This window comes from Paenibacillus gallinarum (assembly GCF_014836635.1).
GTDB classification, from domain to species: Bacteria; Bacillota; Bacilli; order Paenibacillales; family Paenibacillaceae; genus Paenibacillus; species Paenibacillus gallinarum.
The window spans coordinates 204,736-224,491 of sequence record NZ_JACSQL010000004.1; the positions used below are offsets into that span (position 1 = coordinate 204,736).

At 43.1% G+C, this 19,756-nt stretch carries 21 protein-coding genes; 17 read left to right on the top strand and 4 right to left on the bottom strand.

All coding sequences use genetic code 11. From position 1 onward, the window contains the following. The first annotated feature begins 71 nt into the window (after positions 1–71). Both H9647_RS11955 and H9647_RS11960 read left to right on the top strand, forming a co-directional pair. A complete protein-coding gene (locus tag H9647_RS11955) occupies positions 72–659 on the top strand; it encodes a xanthine phosphoribosyltransferase (protein WP_191800361.1) in 588 nt (195 codons plus the stop codon). Then, positions 659–1,996 carry a nucleobase:cation symporter-2 family protein gene (locus tag H9647_RS11960; RefSeq protein WP_191800122.1) on the top strand — a complete coding sequence of 446 codons (1,338 nt, stop codon included), beginning with the start codon at positions 659–661 and terminating at the stop codon, positions 1,994–1,996. Before H9647_RS11955 ends, H9647_RS11960 begins: the two co-directional genes overlap by 1 nt. A gap of 132 nt (positions 1,997–2,128) precedes the next feature. Here the strand turns inward: H9647_RS11960 and H9647_RS11965 are convergent, their stop codons facing one another. After that, positions 2,129–2,467: a DUF4870 domain-containing protein gene (locus tag H9647_RS11965; protein ID WP_191800124.1), complete on the bottom strand. Its 339-nt coding sequence runs from the start codon at positions 2,465–2,467 to the stop codon at positions 2,129–2,131. A 104-nt stretch (positions 2,468–2,571) separates the two neighbouring features. Next, positions 2,572–2,856 (bottom strand): transposase, encoded by a 285-nt coding sequence (locus tag H9647_RS11970; RefSeq protein WP_191800126.1) that lies wholly within the window; start codon positions 2,854–2,856, stop codon positions 2,572–2,574. Between the two features lie 419 nt (positions 2,857–3,275). On the opposite strand from H9647_RS11970, the gene H9647_RS11975 reads away from it, so the two are divergent. The 14 genes from H9647_RS11975 to H9647_RS12040 all read left to right on the top strand — a co-directional run bounded on the left by H9647_RS11975 (position 3,276) and on the right by H9647_RS12040 (position 16,237). After that, positions 3,276–3,464 (top strand): hypothetical protein, encoded by a 189-nt coding sequence (locus H9647_RS11975; protein WP_047911489.1) that lies wholly within the window; start codon positions 3,276–3,278, stop codon positions 3,462–3,464. Positions 3,465–3,626: 162 nt separating this feature from the next. Continuing rightward, positions 3,627–4,376 (top strand): type I methionyl aminopeptidase, encoded by a 750-nt coding sequence (gene map / locus H9647_RS11980; protein ID WP_191800128.1) that lies wholly within the window; start codon positions 3,627–3,629, stop codon positions 4,374–4,376. Between the two features lie 498 nt (positions 4,377–4,874). Further along, complete coding sequence (coxB, locus tag H9647_RS11985; RefSeq protein ID WP_191800130.1) at positions 4,875–5,960, top strand: cytochrome c oxidase subunit II; 1,086 nt, start codon at positions 4,875–4,877, stop codon at positions 5,958–5,960. A gap of 56 nt (positions 5,961–6,016) precedes the next feature. Next, entirely contained in the window at positions 6,017–7,867 is a 1,851-nt protein-coding gene (ctaD, locus tag H9647_RS11990; protein WP_191800363.1) for a cytochrome c oxidase subunit I, read from the top strand. Further along, complete coding sequence (locus H9647_RS11995) at positions 7,864–8,490, top strand: cytochrome (ubi)quinol oxidase subunit III (protein ID WP_191800132.1); 627 nt, start codon at positions 7,864–7,866, stop codon at positions 8,488–8,490. The genes ctaD and H9647_RS11995 overlap by 4 nt, the downstream gene beginning before the upstream one ends. Positions 8,491–8,493: 3 nt before the next feature. Further along, positions 8,494–8,814 (top strand): cytochrome C oxidase subunit IV family protein, encoded by a 321-nt coding sequence (locus tag H9647_RS12000; protein ID WP_191800134.1) that lies wholly within the window; start codon positions 8,494–8,496, stop codon positions 8,812–8,814. A gap of 93 nt (positions 8,815–8,907) precedes the next feature. Further along, entirely contained in the window at positions 8,908–9,798 is an 891-nt protein-coding gene (ctaG, locus tag H9647_RS12005) for a cytochrome c oxidase assembly factor CtaG (RefSeq protein ID WP_191800135.1), read from the top strand. 66 nt (positions 9,799–9,864) lie between these two features. After that, positions 9,865–10,329 (top strand): DUF420 domain-containing protein, encoded by a 465-nt coding sequence (locus tag H9647_RS12010; RefSeq protein WP_191800137.1) that lies wholly within the window; start codon positions 9,865–9,867, stop codon positions 10,327–10,329. Positions 10,330–10,597: 268 nt separating this feature from the next. Further along, a complete protein-coding gene (locus tag H9647_RS12015; RefSeq protein ID WP_191800139.1) occupies positions 10,598–11,329 on the top strand; it encodes an ABC-2 transporter permease in 732 nt (243 codons plus the stop codon). Positions 11,330–11,420: 91 nt separating this feature from the next. Next, a complete protein-coding gene (locus H9647_RS12020) occupies positions 11,421–11,828 on the top strand; it encodes a GntR family transcriptional regulator (protein WP_191800141.1) in 408 nt (135 codons plus the stop codon). Next, positions 11,825–12,751: an ATP-binding cassette domain-containing protein gene (locus H9647_RS12025; RefSeq protein WP_191800143.1), complete on the top strand. Its 927-nt coding sequence runs from the start codon at positions 11,825–11,827 to the stop codon at positions 12,749–12,751. The genes H9647_RS12020 and H9647_RS12025 overlap by 4 nt, the downstream gene beginning before the upstream one ends. Further along, positions 12,748–13,650, top strand: coding sequence for an ABC transporter ATP-binding protein (locus tag H9647_RS12030; protein ID WP_191800145.1), 903 nt, complete (start codon positions 12,748–12,750; stop codon positions 13,648–13,650). Before H9647_RS12025 ends, H9647_RS12030 begins: the two co-directional genes overlap by 4 nt. Continuing rightward, entirely contained in the window at positions 13,643–14,956 is a 1,314-nt protein-coding gene (locus tag H9647_RS12035; protein ID WP_191800147.1) for an ABC transporter permease, read from the top strand. The genes H9647_RS12030 and H9647_RS12035 overlap by 8 nt, the downstream gene beginning before the upstream one ends. 75 nt (positions 14,957–15,031) lie before the next feature. Continuing rightward, positions 15,032–16,237 (top strand): TraB/GumN family protein, encoded by a 1,206-nt coding sequence (locus tag H9647_RS12040; RefSeq protein ID WP_191800149.1) that lies wholly within the window; start codon positions 15,032–15,034, stop codon positions 16,235–16,237. Positions 16,238–16,408: 171 nt separating this feature from the next. On the opposite strand, the gene H9647_RS12045 is transcribed toward H9647_RS12040, so the two are convergent. Beyond that, a complete protein-coding gene (locus H9647_RS12045; protein WP_191800151.1) occupies positions 16,409–17,899 on the bottom strand; it encodes a glycoside hydrolase family 43 protein in 1,491 nt (496 codons plus the stop codon). 296 nt (positions 17,900–18,195) lie between these two features. Between H9647_RS12045 and H9647_RS12050 the strand changes: the two genes are divergently transcribed. Continuing rightward, a complete protein-coding gene (locus H9647_RS12050) occupies positions 18,196–18,720 on the top strand; it encodes an HPP family protein (protein ID WP_191800153.1) in 525 nt (174 codons plus the stop codon). On the opposite strand, the gene H9647_RS12055 is transcribed toward H9647_RS12050, so the two are convergent. Further along, positions 18,717–19,625, bottom strand: a complete 909-nt coding sequence (locus tag H9647_RS12055; protein ID WP_191800155.1) for a LysR family transcriptional regulator — start codon at positions 19,623–19,625, stop codon at positions 18,717–18,719. The genes H9647_RS12050 and H9647_RS12055 overlap by 4 nt on opposite strands. Between the last annotated feature and the right edge of the window lie 131 nt (positions 19,626–19,756).

Genomic DNA, 19,756 nt, shown 5'->3' on the forward strand with positions numbered 1-19,756 from the left:
GACGGTGGAAGAGAAGGGACTTTTTTGCGTTTAGAGATAACAAAAACGATAGCACCGAGGAGGAACAGATGATGAAACTATTAAAAGAAAAAGTATTGAATGAAGGAATTGTATTGTCGGATCAAGTATTAAAGGTGGATTCTTTCCTGAACCATCAGATGGATCCGATCCTGATGAAAGAGGTAGGCCGTGAGTTTACTCGGAGATTTGAAGGAGAAGAAATTACTCGTGTACTGACGATTGAATCCTCCGGTATTGCACCTGGCATTATGACAGCACTTGAACTAGAAGTACCGCTTATCTTTGCACGCAAACAAAAATCACTGACTCTTCGTGAAGATATTCTGGTTGAGAAGGTATACTCCTTTACAAAACAGGAGTCCAATGAAATCACTGTTGCTAAAAAGTTCATGAAGCCTGGGGATAAAGTACTTATTATTGATGATTTCCTTGCGAACGGCGAAGCGGCTTTTGGGCTTGCTCGGATTGTAGAGCAGGCAGGAGCAGAGGTTGTTGGTATTGGTATCGTGATCGAGAAGGCATTCCAGCCGGGAGGTAAACTTTTGAAAGAGAAAGGGTACCGTGTAGAGTCACTTGTTCGTCTAGCTGCACTCAATGATGGACAGGTTACTTTTGCAGAAGAAGAGGTTAACGTCTAATGTCCCGTGAGCGAATATTCGATCGTCATCGTCATCCTGCGAAGACATTTTCACTTGGTCTTCAGCACGTTCTGGCTATGTATGCCGGGGCTGTCATTGTTCCACTGATCGTGGGCAGTGCGCTTGAATTATCTTCGTCAGAATTAACTTACCTCATTGCAATTGACCTGTTGGCCTGTGGACTTGCCACGTTAATGCAGGTATGGGGAGGTAAATATTTTGGTATCGGACTTCCGGTTATGCTCGGTTGTGCATTTCAAGCCGTGGCTCCCATGATTCTCATTGGAAAAAACTTTGGCATGTCCTACATTTATGGGGCGATTATCGCATCGGGATTATTCGTTATGATATTTGGCGGATTCTTCAGTAAGCTGATCCGGTTCTTCCCGCCTGTTGTAACCGGATCGGTAGTGACCATCATTGGTCTTACCCTGATTCCAACTGCTTTGAATGATCTTGGGGGCGGTCAAAATCAGCCCGATTTCGGAAGCATTCAGAACTTGTGTATCGGGTTTGGGGTTCTTATTTTCATCATTCTCATGAATCGTTTCACAAAAGGTTTCCTGCAATCTATTTCGATTCTGCTCGGTCTTGTCGTAGGTACCATCGTTGCAGGCTTCTTCGGTAAGGTTGACTTAACACCGATGCTAGATGCAAGCTGGTTCCGTGCGCCGCAGCCGTTTCATTTCGGGACACCGAAATTTAATATCTCTGCCGTTCTAACGATGATCCTTGTCGCTATTGTCAGTATCGCAGAATCGACAGGTGTGTTTATGGCTCTGGGTAAAATCTTGAACAAAGATCTAAGTTCGAAAGATCTAGCCCGCGGATATCGTGCAGAAGGTCTTGCGATTGTTGTCGGTGGTATTTTTAATTCATTCCCTTATACAACGTATTCTCAGAATGTAGGGCTTCTGCAGATGAGCCGCGTGAAGACACGCGACGTCATCGCGGTGGCTGGCGGACTGCTTATTATCATTGGTTTTGTACCGAAGATTGCAGCAACCGCTCAGATGATTCCTCATTCGGTACTCGGCGGCGCTACGGTAGCACTATTCGGTATGGTGGTATCTTCCGGTATTCGGATGCTAGCTGAACAGGTGGACTTTAATCGCTATGAGAATCTGCTGATTATCGCTTGTTCTGTAGGAATGGGTCTTGGTGTTACGGTTGTTCCTGAATTATTCGCACAGCTGCCAGAAGAGGCAGGGATTCTATTAAACAACGGAATTGTAGTGGGTAGCTTCACGGCAATTTTCATGAATCTCATCTTTAACGGGCTGGGTCCGGCAAAAGAAGTTCCTGGAACCAAGTCTACTGGTGAAGAAGCGGCTTAAGGCATGACACTCATATAAAAAGCAAAAAGCCGGTTACATGATCTCTTTCAGATCATGTAACCGGCTTTTTAATTACATTAAACATTTATCTGATGAAAGACTAAGGTGTTTAATGAGATGATACATCCTTTATTACAGTTTACGCATTTGTTTGTCGGCTAAATCCCCAACAAGAGGCAGTTTAAGCCACTTTCCTTGCAGTGTCGCTACTAACATCACAATCCATATTACAAAGCCGAGCAGAGATAACATCGCTGCGAGGAGTGGGCCAAATAGAGGGACAAGTCCGCTTAGAATGTGGCCAACTACGATAAATCCAAAAGCAAACAAAGATTGCAGAGCATGAAACATCACATATCGGCTGCGTTTCTCCAGTGCAAGCATCACAATTGCTCCTATAAAGGTGAATAGGTAGCAAATTGCAGCAGCAATATTCTCATCAAGACCTGTAGATGATTTGAACGGAGACATCTTTTTCTTCCTCCCTTTGTACAAGGTGCTATAAGTTAGCATATGACGGGGGAGGAGATATTTGAACACAATACTTGAGAAATGTTTCATCTAAATAAAAGCGTTTAGGAAGGATCTCCGCCTTGACGCTGACGTCTTGGGTTAGTGATTTTCCCTTGTTTGTCTGTGTCATTTTCTTTCGGTACCAACCTAGGATCCGTGATACCCTCATGATGATTCTCGAATGTAAACTCGGTTAGTTCCCACTCTGTCACACCCAGAACAGGATCTGAGGGGAAATGTTGACCTCTGTGAAGATGTTCTGTAAGACCACGTTCATTGGTATAAACTCCGTCAACCTCAACTGTTTCCTTGGATATCGGGAGCATGTCCTTGTCTTTTCCGCTCATGATTGGAATGCCTCCTTGAAAGAAGTAGTAAATCATTATTTCATTAATATCGTGAAGCACCAGGCTTCTGGCTCTAAGGTAACCAGTTTCAGACATAATTATTCCAAGTGGAGAGACAATAACCATAAAGGAAAGTAAAGCTGATAGAGACAAAAAATCGAACTCTGGTAGATAAAATGTAAAAAAATTACTTTTTATATAGTTGTAAAGCTGTACGACTGCTTTGAATATGATACAATAGAAGTGTGATTCAATAAGAATCATATCGGGTATGTATAGTGTCAGGTACCTGTCTTCTCAGGAGTCCCGGCCTAAAGCTGAATATTGCCGCGCACACTTCTTCATGGTATCAATTTAGATCTTTCTTTTTGCATCTCTAAACGGAGCATTCACTTTCAACGTTTTGGGAGGGAGTTATCATGGCAACAAAAGGTCATAATGAGGTCAAAGAAAGTTTACGGGAAATGACTCGTATATTCAGGCCGAAGGATCCTAAAAAATTCGTGAAGGAGTATGTGAAAAAATACCGGATAACAGGAGGGTATGAAGAGGAACTGACGCTTGTGGTTGAGCGTGAATTAACTAGACTGAATTCCTCAGTCTCCTGATTCGTTTTTTGTAAGGCATTCCCGTTGTATATGCTGATTATATTGCTTTGTTTTGTATAGAACCGCCACCCTGATGAATTTGAAAGCAGAGAGGCGGTTTTTTTTGCGCCCTTCTCAGCATATATATGGAAAGGATTCCATAAATGTAGAGGGGGCGGCCGAATGTCGGTGAAGCTTAAAACAAAAGAAGAGATCGGTTACATGCGTGAGGCCGGACGAATCTTAAAAGCATGTCATCGTGAAATTGAGGAAAAACTTGCCCCAGGTACCACAACCAAAGAGATTGATGAATTCGTAGAAACCTTTCTCGCTCGAAATGGAGCGGTTCCTGAACAAAAAGGTTATAAAGGTTATCCCTATGCAACCTGTGCGTCGGTAAACGATATCGTCTGTCACGGATTTCCGAGTGAAAAGCTGCTGAAATCTGGGGACGTTGTCACCATTGATATGGTTGTTAACAAGGATGGATGGCTCGCAGATTCTGCGTGGACCTATGCCATCGGAAAAATTGATTCAAAAACCCAGCGTTTTCTTCGTCGGACCGAGAAAGCCATGTTCTTGGGTATTGAAGAAGCCGTTCCGGGTAAAACGATAGGTGACATTGGATACGCCATTGAGAAAAATGTAAAACTATGGCGTTACGGCATTGTTAAACCGCTTGTTGGACATGGAATTGGCAGGTTGATGCACGAGCAGCCGGATGTATTTCCTTATGGAAAGAAAGGAACAGGGATGAAACTGGTTGAAGGTATGGTGATTACCGTCGAACCTGTTCTAACCATGGGAAGAACCGGCGCTGTTTATTGGGAAGAAGATGGCTGGACAGTCAGATCAGCAGATGGAAGTATCGGTGCTCAATATGAGCACACGGTAGCGATTACCAGGGATGGTCCGTTGCTGCTAACAAGCTAACCGACCAAGTCGCAGGGAAGTGGATAGGAATCCCGCTCTATCACGAAGCGGGTTTTCTTTTTTTGTGGTAAATGATGGATAAATATAGAAAATACTTGGAGGATAATTGGGCATCACCGCATAGAATAGGGAGTAGACTCTATAAAATGATACTAGGTTTAATATCTATTTATTTGCACTAAAATACATAAATTAACTTACTGGAAAAATAACTCGAAACCTCCCGTTTTATCCGTAAATTGGAAGAAAACAATGGACAAACTCCGGTTCAGAGTGAACTGAAATCGTTAACAAATCGGCCAGTGGCGCGGTTTTTTAGACTTAGTGAACAATTTGTGAACATGTGTCTAAAGATTGACAAAAACATGACGTCAACTTATATTTAATAAGTGATTGTATTAATTGACAGGATTACAACAAAGGTACTAGAACAGGTAGAATAATCGCTTTCTGGAACCAGATGGTAATCAGCGAAAACGGGAAAAGTGGGGTAGATAGGTGATGAAAAGGTGGCAGTACGGAAAACGGATCCTCCTTTTACTGACAGCATTCTCTTTATTGTTGTTGTCCGCTTGTGGTCGAGAGGATTTATCTGTAATGAACCCGCAAGGTCCTGTAGCGCAAGGTCAGCTTGATTTGATGAAACTTGCTATAACGATCATGATCGTCGTATTGCTTGTGGTATTTGCCATAGCAGCTTACGTATTGGTCAAGTTCAGACGCAAAAAAGGACAGACTGAAGTACCGGAACAAGTTGAAGGCAATTTCAAGCTTGAGGTGATCTGGACTGTGATTCCGCTCATTCTTGTTATTGTACTCGCTATTCCTACAGTTGGACAGCTCTCCGCACTCGGTAAAGACTACACCAAAGACGAAAATGCCCTACAGGTCAAAGTAACTGCTCACCAATACTGGTGGGAATTTAGTTACCCAGATTTGGGTGTGACGACCGCACAAGATCTTATTATTCCAACGAACAAGACGATTTCTTTTGTCCTTGACAGTAATGATGTAATTCATTCCTTCTGGGTCCCATCCCTTTCCGGTAAGATTGATACCAACTTTGCAGGGGATGACGATACAAAAGGGACAACAAACAAGTTCCATTTCTCCGCACCAAATGAAGGCGTTTACCGGGGTAAGTGCGCAGAGTTATGCGGACCATCTCATGCTTTTATGGAATTCAAAGTCAAATCAGTTAGCCCGGAAGAATTCGATAACTGGGTTGCTTCTATGAAAGCTCCGGCCGTTCTTCCTGAAGATGAAATGCTCGCAGAGAAATTTAGATCTGCTTGCCTAACATGTCACGCTGTAGGAGATCAAGGGACAGCAGTCGGTCCAAATCTTACAGGAATCGGCAACAGAGAATCGGTAGCCAGTATGCTTCTGAATGAACGTGAAGGTCAAGAGGGAGCTTCTGTTGAAGATAACATGAAGCAGTGGCTTCATGATCCGCAAAAAGTGAAACCAGGCAACAAAATGCCGGATCCTATTGATCTTGGACTCACGACAGAAGAAATTGATGCCATTGCGGAATACTTGGCGAGCTATAAGCTCGATTATGAAACAAACAGTGCGGACTGAGAAGGAGGTACACAACGTTGGCTCACGCTCATACGGTTAAACGGTATACCGGACTGATGGATTGGATTACGACGGTTGACCATAAGAAAATCGCAGTACTTTATTTAATAGCAGGCGCTCTGTTTTTTGGTATCGGCGGTATTGAAGCGATCTTGATCCGTATCCAGCTGATGGAACCATATAGCGAGATCGTTACTACACAGGTATTTAATGAACTGATTACTATGCACGGTACAACGATGATCTTCCTAGGCGTTATGCCGATTATCTTTGCTTTTATGAATGCAATCCTCCCTCTTCAAATCGGAGCACGGGACGTAGCATTCCCATTCCTTAATGCATTAGGTTTCTGGACGTTTCTCTTCGGAGGAATCCTGCTGAACCTAAGCTGGGTGATGGGTGGAGCTCCGGATGCCGGATGGACTTCTTATGTGCCGCTGGCAAGTTCCGCTTACAGTGAGACACATGGGGTTGATTTTTACACCATTGGTTTGCAGATTGCAGGACTTGGTACGTTGATCGGGGGGATTAACTTCCTCGCTACGATTATTACGATGCGCGCACCAGGGATGTCCTTTATGCGGATGCCGATGTTTGCTTGGACTACTTTTATTACATCCGCTATCATCCTATTTGCTTTTCCAGCTATTACGGTAGGGCTTGTCCTGCTAACTTTTGACCGGATTCTCGGCGCGAACTTCTTTAGTATAGAAGGCGGCGGTAACCCTGTATTATGGCAGCATATATTCTGGATCTTCGGGCATCCCGAAGTGTATATCCTGATCTTGCCGGCTTTCGGTATTATCTCGGAAGTTATTCCTACCTTCTCAAGAAAAAGATTATTTGGTTATAGCTCCATGGTATTTGCAACTATCCTAATTGCATTCCTGGGATTCATGGTATGGGCGCATCACATGTTTACGACCGGTCTCGGTACGATTGCTAATGCACTCTTCTCTATTTCTACCATGCTGATTGCGGTACCAACCGGTATCAAAATATTTAACTGGCTCTTTACGATGTGGGGAGGACAGATTCGCTTTACAACAGCGAACTTGTATGCGATCGGTTTTATACCTACTTTTGTAATGGGCGGGGTGACGGGTGTTATGCTCGCATCTGCACCTGCGGACTTCCAGTTCCATGATACATACTTCGTTGTAGCACACTTTCACTATGTTATTGTGGGTGGTCTCGTACTGGGGATATTTGCAGGACTCACGTACTGGTGGCCAAAAATGTTTGGACGTCTTCTTAATGAGAAGCTTGGCAAAATTACATTTTGGTTCTTTATTATTGGGTTCCATCTCACTTTCTTCGTTCAGCATTTCCTCGGTCTCTTGGGAATGCAGCGCCGGGTTGCAACCTATGCGCCGGATCAAGGTTTTGATGAACTTAACTATATTAGTACCATCGGAGCATTTTTGATGACTATCGGCGTTATTTTGTTCTTAATTAATGTCGTTATTACTTTCAGAAAACCAGCGGATGCACCTAATGATCCTTGGGAAGATGGCCGTACACTGGAATGGTCCATTCCATCTCCGCCTCCAGAACACAACTTTACGCAAATTCCGTTGGTACGTGGTCTTGATGCTTGGTGGAAAGAAAAAATGGCAGGCAATACAGAAATGACACCTGCAGAGCCGCTTGGTCCAATTCATATGCCTTCTGCCACACCGCTTCCATTCCTGATGTCTGTAGGGATTTTCATCGCAGGTTTGGGTTTCATGTTCTCAAAAGACGAGTTTGGCAACGGATTTATGAACTTCATGTTCCATAATTATATCGTAGTTATCATTGGTCTTCTCATAACATTCGGATCTATGGCAGTACGTTCCTTGTTCGATGATCATGGATGGCATATTGATCCGGAGGAACTGGAAGATAAGGGGGCTAAGCTATGACATCGCCACATACAGAAGCTGTAAACGGTCAGCTGCCTCACGAACCTGAAAAAGCAACACTGGAAGGACGTAACAAGGTCCTTGGTTTCTGGCTTTTCCTTGGAGGAGAAGCGGTACTGTTCGGTACTTTGTTTGCTACTTTCCTTGCGCTTCGTAATCAGACAGTAGAGGGTCCTACAGCAAACGAACTATTCCATCTGCCCCTTGTGGGAGCTGCCACTTTTATTCTGTTAGTGAGTAGTTTAACGAGTGTTTTCGCTATTCAAGCCATGCACAAACATGATGTTAAAAAACTGATTCTCTGGCTTATTGTTACAGTTATCCTTGGTCTCGGCTTTCTTAGTTTAGAGATCTATGAATTCTATGAATACATTGTTCACAAGAACTTTGGTATGACAACAAGTGCTTTTAGTTCCGCCTTCTATACACTTGTTGGATTCCACGGTGCTCACGTAGCATTTGGTATAGCTTGGATTAGCATACTAATAGGGCAACTGTACAAAAAAGGGTTGACGGTCGTCACCGCACCAAAGATCTATGTGTCGGCAATTTATTGGCACTTTATCGATGTGGTATGGGTATTCATCTTTACGGTCGTTTATCTGCTCGGAAAGGTGGTTTAATCCATGGCAAGTCATGAACAGGCTGGCAATAACAGTGTCAAGCATCGCCACCGCCCGGAAGGGCCGCAAAAGCATGTGGTTGCCTTCATTTTCTCCATAGGTTTAACTTTGATCGCTTTTGGAGCAGTGGCTGCAGGCGGAGTGAATAGTACCTTTACGGTCATTCTCTTGCTCATCATGGCGGTCCTGCAAGTGGTTGTCCAGATGGCATACTGGATGCACATGAAAGACAAAGGACATTTTATTCCTCTCATCTTTATGGCATTCGGATTTTTCGTGGCCTTTACGGCCATTATTACCGCTTTATTTTGGGTATGGTGGTAAAGACAGTAGAAGGCGGCGAATCTTTTTCGCTGCCTTTTCTCCTTTTCATAAATCCATTTATTTACTGTCATGAAGCAAGGCAGGAGGGAAATTATGCTCGGACTAGAATACTTTAGTTTTGAGGACGTATGGAGTCCATTATTTTTGGCTTTGATGCTTATATTGACAGCACTTTATTTTGTATTGGTTGGCCCACTTGCTTATGGTGCAGGAATTGCGGAGAAGACGACCTCACGGCAGAAGGTCATGTTTGTATGCGGGATGTTTATTCTCTATATGGCACAGGGCGGTCCGATTAGCTTGCTGGGACATACCATGTTCACCTTTCATATGATCAGTATGGCGCTGTCCTATATCGCTGCACCGCCGCTGCTTATGAGAGGGATTCCGTCCTGGGTTTGGCGTAAAGTTCTTGACTATCCACTGATAAGATTTTTTTCTTTTCTAGGAAAACCGATTGTGGCAGCACTTTTATTTAACGGACTATTTTCGGTCTATCATATACCGGTCGTGCATGACTACGTCATGCTGAACTTTGCGGTTCATAGACTTTATTACATTGTTCTATTCATTGCGTCGCTCCTGATGTGGGGATCATTAGTGCATCCTGTTCCTGAGCGGGACAGGGGATCGAGCCTTGCTAAGATTGGGTTTATTTTTCTGAACATGGTACTGCTTACACCTGCCTGCGGACTTATTATCTTTGCTTCAGAACCGCTTTTTGCAACTTACAGTGATCCAAACGTCTGGGCAGCTGCGATGGGATACTGTTACTCGGGTGATCCTCAGATCCTCTTGCAATCTGTTGGCGGACCCTCTTACTTTAATTTGTTACCGAATGCACAGCAGGATCAGCAGGTAGGCGGAGTGATCATGAAGATGATCCAAGAATTGATTTTTGGAATTATGCTCGCGTATGTCTTTTTTCAGTGGTACAAGAAAGAACGACTCGAAGAGGAAGAGATTATACCAAACGTATCGTAAGCAGGTAGACAGAATATAGGGGATTGCGTAAGATTCACCAGCATGAAGAACACGGGGGGAAAGAACATGGATTTATATTTTTGGCTGCCTACACTAAGTACGGCTTTTATCGTGATAAGTGCAGTACTGGTGGGGATCGGATGGGTACTTATTATCCGTGGGAAACGAGAAGCGCATAAGAAAATGATGCTTGCCGGTGCCTGGGCAGCGATTCTGTTCTTCATTATCTACAGTTCGCGCACAATCATTGTAGGAAATACAGCTTGGGGCGGTCCAGATGATTTGAAATTATTCTATCAAGTGTTTCTTATTTTTCATATTGTAATGGCTACCGTGGGAGCTATATTCGGAATCACAACTCTTTTATGGGGCTACAAAGAAAAATATGCGAAACATAGGCGGCTCGGTAGAGTAACCTCCATGATCTGGTTTTTTACTGCCACAACGGGGGTCCTTGTGTATACACTGCTCTATATCCTTTATCCAGGAGGACATACGAAGCCTGTCTGGGAAGTTATTATAGGTGCTTAAAGATATAAGGCATGAATGATTAATGGTGTGAATGAACAAGCAAAAGAATAATGAAATACGAGCAAAGGAGACAAGCGTCTCCTTTTTTTGTGCGAAAAAATGCGGTTCTTATTACTGTCCTGGTGTTCTTACTAGGTGTTCATAGGCTTTATAGTCATTTTTTTATTTTATGAAAAAAAAAGGTTGACGAGGACAAGCTATAGTTTATATACTGTGTATAAAGATATACACAGTAATCACACCTAGTTTCGGTGAAGGGGATGGAATCATGAATTCGACAACATGGAAGCAAGCTTGGTGGTTGACCAGAACGGATTTTAAGCGAGATCGGCTGAACTGGATCTGGACAATTTTATTCACTCTATACTGCGCTGCAATTACCGGAAGCTTCCTTACCGGTACGGGGTTAAGAGAAATGAGAGCGCAGGATTATACGTTGGTAGTGCATAATATATTCCTATTGTTTGTCCCGTTTTTAGGTTTCTTCTTCTCGAGAAGATCATTTCGTTATATACAGGATGACTCCTACACACAGATGTTATCGTATATGCGAAGATTACCCATTCCTGCATCTACCATTATATGGAGTCGTATATTTCAGATGCTGGTTGCTTTTGCCGTAAATAGCGTTATCTTTTTTACTGTGATCTATTTTCTCACCCTGCGGGCAGAACATTTTAGGTTTGATCAGGTTCTCGCCTTTTCACTACTATGGATCGGGTATGGAGTTGTTGCTAACGCCTTTTATATATACTCAGAGTTCGCAGTAAATGGGAAATATTGTTTTTTGTTAAGCGTCGTTAGTTTTGTATTTCTATCTTTCGTTGCACTCACGGCAGCTATACTTGATTGGAACCTGATTCAGTTTTCGATAGAGCATAGTCAGAAGTGGGGGTTGCTCGCTCCAGGGATGTGGATCATGCTCGTTTCTGGAATCCTCCTAATGACATTCTCTTTTAAGCGTACGAAGAAAAAATTGTTACTACGAGATGTAAGCTAATATCTGTCTTCACTTTATTCGAGGACAGGAAGTGAATCTGAATATAGTAGAGAAATATAAATTATTTTTATAGAGAAGGGGGATGCATCGCGTGCACATACCTATACAAATCAATGAGAACAGCGCTGAACCCTTATATTCCCAGATAGAGAGTCAATTGCGATCGCTTATTATTACTGGCCAAATCAAGGAGGGGACATTATTGCCCTCGATTCGTGAATTTGCAGGCAATCTTAGCTGTAGTGTCATTACTGTCCGAAGAGTATATCAAGATCTGGAGAATGAAGGTTTGCTCCGTACGAAGCAAGGTACAGGAACTTTTGTTGCTCAGGTAGGGATAGATAAAAAAGAAGATTATAAACAAGCTGCAGTAAGAGAGGCATTGATTCAGGCCGTGAAAGTAGGCAGATCGGTCGGCAGCACTCGTGAAGAACTGGAACACTGGTTCTCTGAAGTGATGTATGAATTCTATACGGAGAAGGGGGAGACAGAGAAATGACCGAACACTCAGTAATCTCCATGCAAGGGGTGTATAAATCAAGAAAGGGAAAAGCGATTGGACCCATTCATCTAGAACTTCTTGAAGGATATATTTATGCTCTTGTCGGACCGAATGGTTCAGGAAAAACGACCCTTCTGAGTATGCTTCAGAAAGTTGTGCTTCCTGAAGCAGGACACATTTTATGGTTTGGTGAGCAGTATGATAAGAAGGAACTTCCTCCAGAGATTCGTGAAAAAATAGGATCAGTCACCGAGTATTCAAGTCCAGAGGAAGATCGACTTACGGTGGAAGAAGCAGCCGAATTCCGAGCATTCTGGTATCCCCGCTTCGATGCCGCTTTATTCGAAGAACTGCTTACCAAGTTTGAGGTACCCCGAGGCAGCAGATTAAAGAAAATGTCCAAGGGAGAACGGCGCAAGTTTGAGTTAGCCGCCGCGCTGGCTGTTCGGCCTAAACTGCTGATTTTGGATGAACCCTCTTCGGGGCTCGACCCTTTCGCATGGAAGCAGATGCTTACGGAGCTTCAGCTGTTCATGCAGCGAGGAGACAGTACGATTATTATTGCGACTCATATCGTTGATGAGATCAGAAAGCTGGCAGATTACATTATCCTCATACACAAAGGACAGACGCTCGGTATGGTGGAGAAGGATCTTTTGCTGGATAGCTGGCGAGAGATTTGGTACGAAGGGGAGATCAAACCGGCTCATTTGCCTGGAGTTTTGGAATGGTCAGAGGAAACAGAACGAATTCGTAGAATAGTAACAACGCGTGCAGCTGATGTACTTGAAGTGTTAGAGGAAGCGGGGCTATTGCCGCTGAAAGCAAGAGTACTGGAGCTGGAGGAAATTTTAATGTACTGGATTCAGGGGCACGGACCTGCAGGGTGGGAAATGAAAAAGGGGGAGCATATCAAATGAATCGACTCGAACTGAACCAAGTAATGAAGCAGTATGGAGACAAACTTGCCGTAAATGGGGTCACTCTTTCGGTGAAAGAAGGGGAAATCTATGGATTGCTTGGTGCCAATGGGGCAGGGAAAACGACAACGATGCGTATGGTGCTTGGACTTATTTATCCTGATGGGGGACAGATCAGCTACAACGGCAAATCATTCAGTCCTGAACTTCAACACCTGATGGGTTACTTGCCTGAAGAACGTGGAATGTATCCGAAGGTGAAGGTAAGTGAACAGATTAATTATTTGGGACGTCTACGGGGAATGTCAGCAAAAGAGGCAGACGAGAGCTTAAAATACTGGCTTGAGAAATTTGAGGTACCCGAGTATTACGACAAACGAATTGAAGAACTTTCTAAGGGGAATCAGCAGAAAATGGGATTCATCGCTGCCGTTGTCCATCGCCCGCAAATCCTGATTTTAGATGAAGCATTTAGTGGTCTTGATCCCGTTAATGTGGAACTGCTGAAATCAACGGTAAAAGAAATGCGAGATGAAGGGACTTCCATCTTGTTCTCGACACACCGAATGGAGCACGTCGAAGAGCTGTGTCAGAATATCACCATACTTCACCGCGGTAATTCCGTAGTAGAGGGGAGTATTAGAGAGATTAAATCTAGATACCCGCGGGAACAGGTACGTCTGATCACTTCAGAAGAGGTGAGTGGACTGGAGCTGCTTCCGGGTGTTACGAAGGTGGAACAAATGGAGCGGGGCTATCTGATTACAATTCGTTCCATGGAGGCGGCTCAGCTTGTGCTGCAAAAAGCATTACAAACCGCCACAGTGGAGCATTTTGAGATCAAAGAACCTACACTGAATCAAATCTTTATCAAGGAGGTAGGAACAGGTAATGAATAAACTGGGGACGATTATCGGATTTACCTACAAGCAAAAGGCAAAGACCAAAGCTTTTAAAGTGACGACCCTCATCCTTGTGATTCTGATGACGATTGGTATGAATCTTCCTTATATTATTTCCTCTTTTACAGGTGAAGAAAAAGAGAACAGCAACGCTACACGTGCGGAGGTTCCATCCATTGGTCTTGTGATAACAGATCCTGAGCAGCAAGCTGTTGGGGATGAACTAAAGCTCTATACAGACGGTCTCCTTACTCCTGTATTTAAGCTTGTATCCTACGAATCAGCGGACGAATCGAAGCTAAGCCAGGATATAAATGATGAGATTATTGATGGATATGTAACCCTTGAGAATATGGAAGGATCTGCTTCACCTATAGCAACCTACTATTCTCCGGGTGGGGATGTATCTTCCGAAGTGGCAACGTGGCTGCAACTTGCCATTCAAAATGCGAAAACAAAAGTGATCGCACAGAACTCGCTTACCGAACAACAGATTGCAGATATCAGCACACCGGTATCTCTGATTACGAAAGAAATCAATGTAGAAAATAGATCAGGCACTGCAGATACAGAGGATGCCGCTTCACAAGGTGTAAACTATGCATTTGTCTATGTGCTCATGATTCTATTTTTCTTCTCTACCGTAATGACAGGGAATATGATTGCTTCCGAAATTACCGCAGAGAAAAGCTCACGGATTATGGAAATCCTTATCACCAGTGTGTCTCCACTGACACAAATGTTCGGTAAAATTATCGGTATTTTCTTGCTGAGTTTGACACAGATTGGGATCTTCGGACTTACCATCTTCGCAAATCTCATGTTGCCTCATAATAAAGAAATGCTCAGTTCCATGAACATTGATTTAACTTTACTTAATCTTGATGTGCTCTTTTACGGTCTATTATTCTATATCTTTGGTTATTTCTTGTATGCGGTTCTGTTTGCTGCGATTGGTTCCATTGTCAGTCGTACAGAGGATTTAGGTCAGGCGCTTACGCCTATGACGATGCTGTCTCTGGCTGCTTTCTATATCGGGATCTTCAGTATGGGAACGCCGAACAGCTTACTTGTTCAAATCTCAAGTTATGTTCCGTTCACTGCTCCAACGGTGATGATCCTTCGGGTCGGAATGGGAGAGATTGCAGTTTGGCAGATTTGGGTATCGTTAGTCATCTTGATTGCAGCGATCTTAGGTTTCGGCTGGTTATCAGCGAAGATTTATCGTACGGGTGTACTGATGTATGGTAAACGTCCGAGCGTAGCGGAACTTCGTAAGGCGATGAAGGCTTTTAAAATGTAATAAAAATGAGTTGATTTTTTATTTAAGGTACTACTGGATTACATTCTATTATTCATAAATGAAGGAGAATCTAACATGAACCATTGGAAAAAATCGCTCTTATCGCTCATTATTTCAGCAGGTATGCTCGCCACAGCGGCCCCTGCATTAGCTGCACAACAGCAACCGGTACTAAAGATAAACGATCAAAAAGTTGAATTTGCAACAAGTACACCTATAGTTGACCAGGGCACAACGATGGTGCCGCTGAGAGCAACACTCGAGGCTCTAAATGTTAAGCTGTCCCATGTCCAGGATGGAACTATTCAAGCGGTTGTAGACGGCAAGCAGATCACGCTGAAAAGTAAGACGAAGCTGATTAACGGTGTAACCTATGTCCCAATTCGTACGGTGGGAGAAGCCGCAGGTTACGAAGTACACTGGGATAGAAACTCCCGCACTGTACTTTTGGTTTCCAAGACAACGGGTGAAGCTGCTCGCGGTTTCATGTGGGAAGTGAAGAACAACGGGAATACCGTGTATCTCGTAGGATCGATGCATATTGCGGATGATAGTTTCTACCCACTGCGTTCAGAGTATGAGGAAGCTTTTGCTGAAGCGGATTATTTAGGTGTAGAGATCGATATTAGCAAAGCCGTAGATGAAGAGCAGCAAAAATTGATTACGAATATGGGAATGTACCAGGATGGAACTACGCTGAAGGACCATGTGTCCAAGGAAACTTATGCGAAGCTTGAAGAAATTCTAAAGCAAAATGGAATGGAAAAGAACGCACTAGATGCATATAAGCCTTGGGTAGTCGAGACAACGATCACTACACTGAAAACAATGACAGCAGGGTACGAAGCGGCTGCAGGTATTGATCTGTATTTCATCCAGAAAGCGATGGAGCGCAAAATACCAGTTCTGGAGCTAGAATCCTATGAGTCCCAACTTGGCATGTTTGATGATTTCTCCAAGGAGCTGCAGGAGCGGAATTTGAAGACTGCGCTAGACGATTTTGATACCCTTGATGTTAGTGTGGACCAAATGGCCGATATGTGGAAATCAGGGAATGATGAAATGTTACTTGAATTCACCAACAGCATGGCTGTCGAACCAGAGTTTTATAAAGCGATGTTGATTGATCGAAATATCTTGATGGCGGATAACATTGACGGTTACCTGAAAAGCGACAAGAAAGAAGAGTATTTCATCGTTGTTGGCGCAGGACACTATTTGGGTGAACATGGCGTTATTAAGCTACTTCAGGATAAAGGGTACACAGTGGTTCGCAAATAAAGGATGGAGAATGATTTTCCCAATGGTTTTAAATAGCAAGTACACAATAAGTCTTGATAGCTGAGTGTGAGGGATACCAAGATATAGCATACGGAGAAAAATCACAGCCAGGCGACTATAATAGTCGCCTGGCTGATTGACGTATTTTTAATTTATATCTTCGTTGCAAGCCTATAGATACTCGCATCTGAAATTAGAGAATTCAGCAATAGAGCCTGTACCACAAGCATATAAACCGATAATTACCCCTGTAAAGCCTCCTGCTACTTCGGAGGAAAGATATTTTGTTTGTGCTTTGCCAAAGGGTATTAAGTTACTGCCTTCTTGGATATAAAAACGGTAAAGCTCATGTTCAGCCTCTATAACTAAGGTAGCATGATCGTCATTATTGATAGAGACCATTTTTTCAACAGACTTAATGTCTCCGATATTCAGGCGTTCAATGATCTCATAGTTATCTTCATTTTTGCGTATAGCCAGATCATAATGATGATTCTCATCCATATAAAGTGTGATACCAGCCTCTCCATCTGAGAGGGTTATATCGCAAGAAATGCGCGCTTTGAAATCTTTCTGCCGAATACCAATAAAAGAAGGGGAGTCCGCCTGATCCAGCGTCACTTCCGTTCCCATGAGCTTCAGGCTGTCACTTTTAAACAGATAATTCTCAGAATGAGGCAGACGAAGATAACACCAGTCTATATCCCAGTTCGTATTTTCGAAGGTATAGCATTTTTTCTCTTCCTGAACCACACGACCTGGAATACGGTCTGTTTCAAAAGAGGTGATCGTGGTACCTTCGTGACCTGCGGTAAACCAACCATCCTCACCGAAGGTAATCGGAGTAAGGAATGTTTCACGTCCCAGATGATGATAAGGAATCCATTTGCCGATCTGACGGAATCCAAGGTGAAGGAGCCACCAGTTTCCATCGTGATCTTGGATAAGATCTCCGTGCCCGACGGCTTGTATCTCATATCCTCCTAAATTACGATTTGTCAGAACAGGGTTGAGGGGATACGCTTCAAAAGGTCCATTAGGTGATTTCGAACGGGCGTATGTAACCATATGACCGAATTCAGTTCCACCTTCAGCAGCCATCAAATAATACCAGTCGTTTATTTTATACATATGCGGGCTTTCTAAAAAGCGTCCGCCCGTACCTCTCCAGATGGATTGGCTTGCAGTTAACTTTTCACCTGTTTCAATGTCGATCTTACACTGATTAATAGCACCTATGCCATGTTCGTCTGATCCGTTGCTCATAAAATAGACATTGTTATTATCAAAAAATAAATCAGGGTCAATTCCGTCTTGATCGATATAGACGGGTTCAGACCATTCGCCATAAATATCATCAGTCCATACATAGAAATTCTGATGTGTCGTATCGTTAGTAGTAGTCATATAGAATCGTCCGTTGTTATGACGGATGGTAGGGGCAAATACACCACCAGAACTATTCACTCTATCAAGCATAATCTGACTTTTTCTTGTTAGACAATGACCGATTTGGTTCCAGTTAACAAGGTCCTTACTTTCGAAAATGGGGACTCCGGGGAAATATTGCATGGAACTGCACACAAGATAGTAGGTATCATCGACTTTACAAACACTAGGGTCTGGGTAAAAACCTTTAATAACGGGATTATTATACCTCATAGTTCACCTCGGCAATATAATTGATAACGATTACATCATAACCAAAAACGTTTTAGAAAGATATGATATCAGAATGATTATTATCATTAATCCGATGCTGACTCAGCTGTGTCTTCATTCGAACACACTTGGAGTCATATCAAATAATTATCTTCAAATGAAATAAAGGGATAATTCACTTATTTTGAACCAGCTCATTTTATGAGTTGGTTTTTTTATTTCGGAAAAAAACTCTTTACTTTTCTGAAGAAATTTGGTTTTGTGTATAAAGAAAATCATAAGGAAAGAGGTAAGCCATGAAACGGATGAACGTCGAAGGGTATCTATTAAAAATGAAAGGAGCAGGCAGCAGTCCACTGCAAATTGATGTGAAAGATTCACTAACTGGACTGATCGGGGGATTCTTAACCATCTCGATTCTAGCATTTCTCACAAGCATGACCTCTTCTGAATGGTTAATGGCTCCATTTGGAGCAAGCTGTGTACTCGCATTTAGTGTATGGAATGCTCCTTTATCTCAGCCCCGTAATATTATCGGCGGTCACTTTGTATCGGCACTCGTTGGGTTAGCAGCCTACCATCTCATTGGTGCTAAACCTTGGGCGATTGGACTTGCTGTGGGCTTAGCAATTTCACTGATGATGTTAACAAAGACGACCCATCCGCCAGCTGGAGCAGACCCCATCATTATTATGCTGGGCGGATATGGTTGGAGTTATCTTGTTTCACCTGTACTTATTGGTTCTCTGATCATCGTGCTCATCGCACTCATCATCAACAACATGCGGAGTAATCGTGCATATCCGACTTTTTGGATCTAGTTATAAGAAGATATAGATGAAGAGGAAGTAAGTAACTCAATTAGTTTTTGAGCGGACTTGCTGAGATAATGCTGCTTTAGCCAGATCACGGCAGAACTAGAGGTGGCTTGAGGACCATTAATTTCATATGTCTGAATATCACGGTTATCATATCGGTGTAATGAGGAACGCGGGAGTATAGATGCCCCAAAACCGGAAGCTACAAGTTCTACCAATATCCCTATATCGGAACATTCTCCGACAATAGCAGGGGAGAGTCCCCGAGCATGAAATTGATCCAAGATTAAATGATAGAGTCCAAGTCCCTCCGTGCTAGGGAGGATAAGTGGATATTCCGAAATGGCCTCATAGGAAATAGCACCGTTTGCTGTGACCGATTGAGGCGGGGAATCCTCTTTTCCTGTGACAAAGTATAAAGGTTCTGCGCCTACAATCGCGTAATCATAATCTTCAAGTGAAATGGGGAGGCGCACAATCGCTACATCAAGGATCTTTTCTTTTACTAATTTGGCGAGTATGTTTGTCTCATTCTGCTGAATTTTGAAGGTTACTTTGGGATAAAGGGTGCGAAAAGCACTCAAAATTTCAGGGAGCCGCTCATCAGATAGTGTATTAATTCCTATAGAAAGTTTACCTCGTACACCAATTCCCGATTCTTTCACTTCAGCTTTCGCTTCTTCCATCATCCGTGTGATGCTGAGTGCATGCTCATACAGTGTTTTACCCGCAGAGGTAATCTCAAGGTGACGTCCATTTCGATGAAACAGCGGTACACCGAGTTCCGTTTCCATCATCTTTAGCTGCTGACTAAGCGGAGGCTGAGACATGTGGAGTCTTTGTGCAGCGGAAGTCACCTGCAGTTCTTCTGCAAGCGCGATAAAATAACGTAATTGCTTAATATCCATAGGTATGCTCTCCTTATCGATATCTATATGAATTCCATATACTTTTGCAAGGTATTAAATATTTTTAATATAGTTATGCTCATGATACCATACAAACATAGCATAGGGATGGAGGGATAATGTGAGGTTGC

Coding starts and splice junctions, on each gene's coding strand:
- H9647_RS12045 (WP_191800151.1), bottom strand. CDS start 17,899: ATGAGGTATAATAATCCCGTTATTAAAGGTTTTTACCCAGACCCTAGT.
- H9647_RS11955 (WP_191800361.1), top strand. CDS start 72: ATGAAACTATTAAAAGAAAAAGTATTGAATGAAGGAATTGTATTGTCG.
- H9647_RS12025 (WP_191800143.1), top strand. CDS start 11,825: ATGACCGAACACTCAGTAATCTCCATGCAAGGGGTGTATAAATCAAGA.
- H9647_RS12055 (WP_191800155.1), bottom strand. CDS start 19,625: ATGGATATTAAGCAATTACGTTATTTTATCGCGCTTGCAGAAGAACTG.
- ctaD (WP_191800363.1), top strand. CDS start 6,017: ATGGATTGGATTACGACGGTTGACCATAAGAAAATCGCAGTACTTTAT.
- H9647_RS12040 (WP_191800149.1), top strand. CDS start 15,032: ATGAACCATTGGAAAAAATCGCTCTTATCGCTCATTATTTCAGCAGGT.
- H9647_RS12050 (WP_191800153.1), top strand. CDS start 18,196: ATGAAACGGATGAACGTCGAAGGGTATCTATTAAAAATGAAAGGAGCA.
- H9647_RS11970 (WP_191800126.1), bottom strand. CDS start 2,856: ATGAGCGGAAAAGACAAGGACATGCTCCCGATATCCAAGGAAACAGTT.
- H9647_RS11960 (WP_191800122.1), top strand. CDS start 659: ATGTCCCGTGAGCGAATATTCGATCGTCATCGTCATCCTGCGAAGACA.
- ctaG (WP_191800135.1), top strand. CDS start 8,908: ATGCTCGGACTAGAATACTTTAGTTTTGAGGACGTATGGAGTCCATTA.
- H9647_RS11975 (WP_047911489.1), top strand. CDS start 3,276: ATGGCAACAAAAGGTCATAATGAGGTCAAAGAAAGTTTACGGGAAATG.
- H9647_RS11995 (WP_191800132.1), top strand. CDS start 7,864: ATGACATCGCCACATACAGAAGCTGTAAACGGTCAGCTGCCTCACGAA.
- H9647_RS12000 (WP_191800134.1), top strand. CDS start 8,494: ATGGCAAGTCATGAACAGGCTGGCAATAACAGTGTCAAGCATCGCCAC.
- H9647_RS12010 (WP_191800137.1), top strand. CDS start 9,865: ATGGATTTATATTTTTGGCTGCCTACACTAAGTACGGCTTTTATCGTG.
- H9647_RS12015 (WP_191800139.1), top strand. CDS start 10,598: ATGAATTCGACAACATGGAAGCAAGCTTGGTGGTTGACCAGAACGGAT.
- H9647_RS12035 (WP_191800147.1), top strand. CDS start 13,643: ATGAATAAACTGGGGACGATTATCGGATTTACCTACAAGCAAAAGGCA.
- map (WP_191800128.1), top strand. CDS start 3,627: ATGTCGGTGAAGCTTAAAACAAAAGAAGAGATCGGTTACATGCGTGAG.
- H9647_RS12030 (WP_191800145.1), top strand. CDS start 12,748: ATGAATCGACTCGAACTGAACCAAGTAATGAAGCAGTATGGAGACAAA.
- H9647_RS11965 (WP_191800124.1), bottom strand. CDS start 2,467: ATGTCTCCGTTCAAATCATCTACAGGTCTTGATGAGAATATTGCTGCT.